This is a genomic window from Methylobacterium goesingense (genome assembly GCF_022179225.1).
In the GTDB taxonomy this organism is placed as follows: Bacteria; Pseudomonadota; Alphaproteobacteria; order Rhizobiales; family Beijerinckiaceae; genus Methylobacterium; species Methylobacterium goesingense.
In genome coordinates this window covers 1-5,985 of sequence record NZ_BPQL01000220.1, presented here as the reverse complement: position 1 = coordinate 5,985, position 5,985 = coordinate 1, and the positions used below count along the sequence as shown (strand labels likewise).

Here is a 5,985-nt window from a genome sequence, read left to right as displayed (position 1 = left end):
GATGGCGGTGAGGCTGCGCCCGGTCGTCGTCGTTGCACCCATGGGTCGATCCGCTCCTGTCGTTCGGCTTGGCGCTACCCCGCGCGCGCGGACCCAGCAAGCGGCAGTGTGCTTAGCGGTTGGAAATAATTAGGAAAATATGCTTATAGTAAAAAATATCAAGTATTATTAAAATATAATACATAGTAAAATAGTAAATAAAATATATATTGCTTACTAATAAGCATATTATTAAACATCTACATTAAGAACTTTTATTGAATTAATTGAGGAAAAATTATTATTATAAAAATATACTACGGATGTTTATTTCACTAGATGTTTGGTCCCGGCATTTGGTGGAGCGGGTTTGACCTGAAGCGACTAGGCTCGGCGGACCATGCTTTGCAGATGGCTTCGTAGGGCGTGAGACCCCGCAGCGTCTTTAGGCGGCGGCCAAAGTTGTAGGCGCTGACGAAGTCGGCCAGATGGGCGCGGAGCTTGTCGTGGCTGTCATAGTGATAGCGTTTGACCGTCGCATCCTTGATTGTGCGGTTCATTCGCTCGACCTGCCCATTCGTCCAAGGGCGCCGCGGCTTGGTCAGGCGATGGTCGATATCATTTCGGGCGCAGGCGGACTCGAAGCTGTGGGCCCGAAATGTCTCGCCGGCTGCAATCGCTTCCTTAATGATGGAGGCGGCTGAAGCGACGTTGCCGGGTGTCGTAAAGTGGGTGCCATAGCACATCGGGAAGATGGCTCGACGGCTCTGGAGCGGCGCGCGAAGCTATGCGGAGCGCAGCGCGCAGCCCTGGGCGGTCATGGCAGATCGGCAGGTCTCTAGAGTGACGGTGTTCGAAGCCTCATTCCGGAGACGGATCAACCATGACCAGACCACAGCTTACGCCGCCGGCCGGCGTTCTCGTAGCCATCGACGTGGCCAAGGCCCGCAACGAGGTCCTCATCGCGGTGCCCGGCTCCGGCCGACGACGCCGGTTGAGCGTTCTCAACACCCGTGCCGAGCAAGACCGCCTGATCGCGCTCCTGGCCGATCTCGGTCAGCCGGTGACCTGCGGGTTCGAGGCGACCGGCAACTATCACCGCCCGATTGCCTGGCGCCTGCTCCAGGCGGGCTTTGCCGTGCGCCTGATCTCGTCCGTGGGGCTTGCCCGCAGCCGTCCTTCCTCGCTACGTAGGACGTTGTCCGAGCGGATATGACCGGGCACCCCGCGCAAACTGAACAGGTCCGAGAGCACGTCGATCACGTCCAGCGCCTTCAGCTTACGGGCGACCCGGATCGCCAGGCACTCGCGGGTGAACTCGTCGATGACGTTCAGCATCCGGTACTTGCGTCCGTTGTGCGTGCGGTGCTCAACGAAGTCGTAGGACCAGACGTGGTCAGGCCGCTCGGGCCGTAGTCGCAGGCAGGAGCCGTCGTTGAGCCAGAGGCGTGCCCGTTTCGGCTGACGAGCGGGAACTTTGAGACCCTCGCGCCGCCAGATTCGTTCGACGCGCTTCACGTTCACCGTCCAGCCGTCAGGCCGGAGCAAGGCCGTGATCCGACGGTAGCCGTAGCGCCCGTACTGGACGGCCAATGCGATGATCGCGGCCGTCAGAGCAGCTTCGTCCTCGACCACCACGGCGGCCTTACGTTGGGTCGAACGATGCTGGCCCAGGACACGGCAGGCGAAGCGTTCCGATACGCCATGCTCGGCAACGACGTAGTCGACACACGCCCGGCGGCGAGTCGGGCTCAGAAGTTTCCCGAAGCTGCCTCCTTCAAGAGGAAGGACCACTTTTCAGGGGGCAGGCCATATAAGTATCCCGTCTTAAAATCGCTTTCTGCCAAAATCGCATTTATATGGATCCTACGCCGGATCGTCTATCTCGCACCTTTACAGTAGATGCCATTGCCGCTAAATCGCCAACGAATGGCTCTAATAAGATTTTGCGAGCAGACAGCACTGGATAAATAGGAAGGTATTTGTCACTACTTATCAAGTATAAATGATCATATTAAATTAAGTACCTGAGGTAAACAATGTCAAATGACGCTCACGACCGTAATGAAAATAATTTCAATTATGATAATTTGGAAGGAAAAGTAACAGTTTTTGGAAAACTGTTTGATAGAGATTTTTACCTCTTATCAAACCCGGATATACTCGTAGCTGGAATTGATCCACTCAAACATTTTGTCGAGTATGGCTGGAGAGAGGGTCGGACATTTGATCCTATGTTCGACATAAATCAATATTTGGTTTCGGACATTTTCAAGCAAGATGGCAGCTTTGGTAGATTTTGCGAATTTTTTATTGAAAACAAATCAAGGCTTTCAAAAGCTACCGATATTATTGACGGATCACAAGATTATACAGAAATAAATAACGATTCAAAACCTTCTTTATCTTTTTCAGAACATGAATATAAAGTTATAGAGCCGCATTTTGATAGTAAATTCTATCTAAGAGTAAATCAGGACGTGTCATCATTGGGATTGAACCCACTAGCACATTTTCTGGAATATGGATGGCGTGAAAAAAGAAATCCAACGCAAGCTTTCAGCGTCGAATCATACTTAGAAGCAAACACAGATGTATTAGACGCAGGCATAAATCCTTTTTATCATTATATAGTAGCAGGAAAAGACGAGGGTCGTCTGCTTCGCAGGCCGTATTCAGAAGAACGTAAGGTAATAGAAAACTCTGAATCTATGATGGTTAGAGCAGAAAAATATAAACAACACACTATATCCAGTGAAGAAATAAACGATTCTATTCTTATTTACATATTTAGTCAAATTATAAAAAGTAAATCAATACAAAAGGCTGTTGTTTCAATAAGCCATGATTCGTATGTTACGAATTTTGGAGGCATACAAAATTGTATTAGAGACGAACAGAGTCTATTGAATCTGAATAATATTTGCTACATTCATATTTCTCCCTCTAGTCCAAGCTTAGCATATAATCAAAGCCCTAAATCGGAATATAATCTAAATTTAAACCTAGACGGTCAATATATTGGAAATATATCGGTAAGTAATTTTCTGAAATCAATAGAAATCTTGAAGAAAAATGAATTCAAGCTTTATTTAGTTATTCATTCTATACTTGGGCATAATACAAACTCACTATCAAAAATATACCGAATGGTGGCCCCTTTAAAGACCTCATTTTGGGTTCATGATTGTTCTACTCTATGTTCGAATTACGCTCTGCTTCGTAACGATATCGAATTTTGTTGGGCGCCAGATATAGATTCAGCGTCATGCAGCATATGCGTATATGGGGCTGAAAGGCTAAGTCATATTGACTCTGTAAAGTCGCTTTTCAGAGAAATACAACCATTGATACTATTTCCCTCGGAGGCAATTAAAGAATTATGGTGCGCAAAGAGCTCCTATACGTTTAGTGAGATGCTTGTACGGCCGCATGGTGAAATGATCTTTAGCAAAGAATTAGTTCCTGCAGTTCGAAAATCCAAGCTGAATGTTGCGTTTGTAGGTATGGCTTCATCTCACAAAGGGTGGCATGTCTTTTCCGAGCTAGCAACAGTATTTGATAAAGACGAGCGATACGAATTCTACCACTTTGGAACCAATAAGAGTTGGCATAGCAATATAGAATTCGTAGAAACTTCAGTAGGATTAGAAAATAGAAATCTAATGGTTGAAAGACTGATTAAAAACGACATCGATATAGTCGTACAATGGTCTCTTTGCTTTGAGACATTCTCGTTTTCTACGTGCGAATCTATTTTGTCTGGAGCATTTGTTGTTGCGCGAGAAGATAGTGGAAACTCTGCTTATCTTATAAATGCGTATTCGAGCGGCATTTTACTGACAGATAAACAAGACTTATTTAAATATTTCCAAGACAACGCACCTTTTGAAGATATTTATAATTATCAGAGGAGCACAAGAAAGAGAGGAACTTTAAATCTTGATAACTCTTCATTAGTCGAAATTTATGCTTAGGAAAGAAACATGACTAAAATCCATTGTTTTACAAGCATTAGCTTCTCCTACCTATCAAAAGCCCGCGTATTAGCTTCGACTCTAAAAAAGTTTCATCCTGATTGGACTTTATGGGTCTGCATTTCTGATCGATTGCCAGAGGGTGTTGAATTTCGCATCGAGGACGAGTTATTTGATCGAGTTTTGTGGATTGATGAACTATTAGAAGAAAACCAAGAAGGTTGGATATTTAAGCATAATGTGATTGAACTTTGTACTGCAGTAAAGGGTGCTGCGTTAGAGTTCATTTTTAAAAATGGGGCCGATCAAGTTTTTTACATTGACCCTGATATTGCTTTATTTAATAATTTAGATCCAGTTGTCGATTTGCTAAAATCAAATTCTATTATTTTGACCCCACATTTGGTCTCTCCGGAGAAATTGCCGAGCGAAATATGGGAAAATGAAAGGAGCGCTTTGTTGCACGGAGTTTATAACCTTGGGTTTGTAGCCGTTAAAAATTCGACTGAAGGTAGAAAATTTGCGACTTGGTGGGACGAAAGGCTCAAGCTTTATTGCTATGAAGCTGCGTCGGAAGGTATCTATACTGATCAAAGATGGTGCGATCTAATACCGGCATTTTTTGATGAAGTATTCGTTCTTAGGGATCCAGGATACAATGTGGCCAGCTGGAACATACGGAACAGGCCTATTTATTGTAACAAGCTAGGACAAATATTAGTTGATAATTACTCTTTAAGATTTTATCATTTTACTAAAATTAGTCACGTCGGAGAGTTAATGATTGAGAAAAATGCTGGCCGTAGCTATACTGTATTTGAGCTACTTAAATGGTATAGAGGCCAAGTCGAGAAAAACGAAGACACTATTTTAGGAAAATTGCAATGGGCATTTGGCTTTTATACAAATGGCGAAGAAATAGAATATAAAGATAGAAAATTATATAGAGATCGAAAAGACCTTCAAAAAACATTTACCAACCCGTTTGATCATAATACTCTTCAGAACTGGTTAAAGAATTCGACCTAGACCAAACAAAAGACAATTATCTTATACCAAGCCTCGTTGAGCAGGACTCACGCTGAGTATCGGTACCGCGCGAGCTATGATTCAATCCTCGGGTTTGAAGCCTGAGGAGGATGCGATGGCTGCTCCGGTACCGCTGCGGTCGGACTTTGATGCGCAAGCCTTGCGCGCCCTGGCCCAGGGATCGCGTGATCCGGCCCAGACCCGCCGCCTGTTGGCGCTGTCGGTGATCGCGGCGGGGGGCTCGCGCTCGGAGGCCGCCGAGATCGGCGGGGTCGGGTTGCAGACGGTGCGTGACTGGGTGGTGGCCTTCAACACGGACGGTCCGGATGGGCTGATCGACGGCAAAGCGCCCGGTGCCCGTCCGTGCCTGAACGCCGAGCAACGCGATCTCCTGAAGGCCCTGATCGAACAGGGGCCGACGCCCGCCGCTCACGGCGTGGTGCGCTGGCGGTTGTGCGATCTGGCGCAAATCCTGGCCGAGGATCACGGCGTATCGGTCTCCGAGCAGACCTTGAGCCGGGTCTTGCGGGCGATGGGTTACCGCAAACTCTCGGCTCGCCCGCGCCATCACGCCCAGGACCCAGACGCCGCGGCAGCTTTTAAAAAGATTCCCCCGACCGTCTGGCGCAGATCGCGCAGGCTGTCGGCGGCAAGCCTGTAGAGGTCTGGTTCTGTGACGAGGCCCGCGTCGGCCAGAAGAACACCCTGACCCGGCGTTGGGCAGCACGCGGGACACGCCCCTCGGCCCCCAAGGATCAGCGCACGCAGTCAGCCTACATCTTTGGGGCGATGTGCCCGGCCAGAGGCGTGGGCGCGGGCTTGGTCATGCCCCGTTGCACCACGTCGGCCATGGCCCATCACCTCGAAGAGATCTCAGCAACCGGCGCGCCCGGCGCCCACGCCGTGCTCCTGCTCGATCAGGCCAGCTGGCACACCACCAGGAAGCTGCGCGTGCCAGACAACATCACCCTGCTGCCTCTTCCGGCTCGCTCGCCCGACT

At 48.2% G+C, this 5,985-nt stretch carries 2 protein-coding genes and 4 pseudogenes; 4 read left to right on the top strand and 2 right to left on the bottom strand.

Annotated features, from left to right (window positions below; all coding sequences use genetic code 11):
- Window positions 1–314: 314 nt before the first annotated feature.
- A pseudogene (locus MFF30_RS25180) lies at window positions 315–629 on the bottom strand (integrase core domain-containing protein); the annotation flags it as partial.
- A gap of 233 nt (window positions 630–862) precedes the next feature.
- Here MFF30_RS25180 and MFF30_RS25175 point away from each other — a divergent pair.
- Window positions 863–1,156, top strand: a pseudogene (locus tag MFF30_RS25175) (IS110 family transposase); the annotation flags it as partial.
- A gap of 20 nt (window positions 1,157–1,176) precedes the next feature.
- Here the strand turns inward: MFF30_RS25175 and MFF30_RS25170 are convergent.
- Window positions 1,177–1,746, bottom strand: a pseudogene (locus tag MFF30_RS25170) (IS3 family transposase); the annotation flags it as partial.
- A 272-nt stretch (window positions 1,747–2,018) separates the two neighbouring features.
- Between MFF30_RS25170 and MFF30_RS25165 the strand changes: the two are divergent.
- The 3 genes and pseudogenes from MFF30_RS25165 to MFF30_RS25155 form a co-directional block, all read left to right on the top strand.
- A complete protein-coding gene (locus tag MFF30_RS25165) occupies window positions 2,019–3,956 on the top strand; it encodes a hypothetical protein (RefSeq protein WP_238282962.1) in 1,938 nt (645 codons plus the stop codon).
- 9 nt (window positions 3,957–3,965) lie between these two features.
- Window positions 3,966–4,985 carry a hypothetical protein gene (locus MFF30_RS25160; RefSeq protein WP_238282961.1) on the top strand — a complete coding sequence of 340 codons (1,020 nt, stop codon included), beginning with the start codon at window positions 3,966–3,968 and terminating at the stop codon, window positions 4,983–4,985.
- A gap of 76 nt (window positions 4,986–5,061) precedes the next feature.
- A pseudogene (locus MFF30_RS25155) lies at window positions 5,062–5,985 on the top strand (IS630 family transposase); the annotation flags it as partial.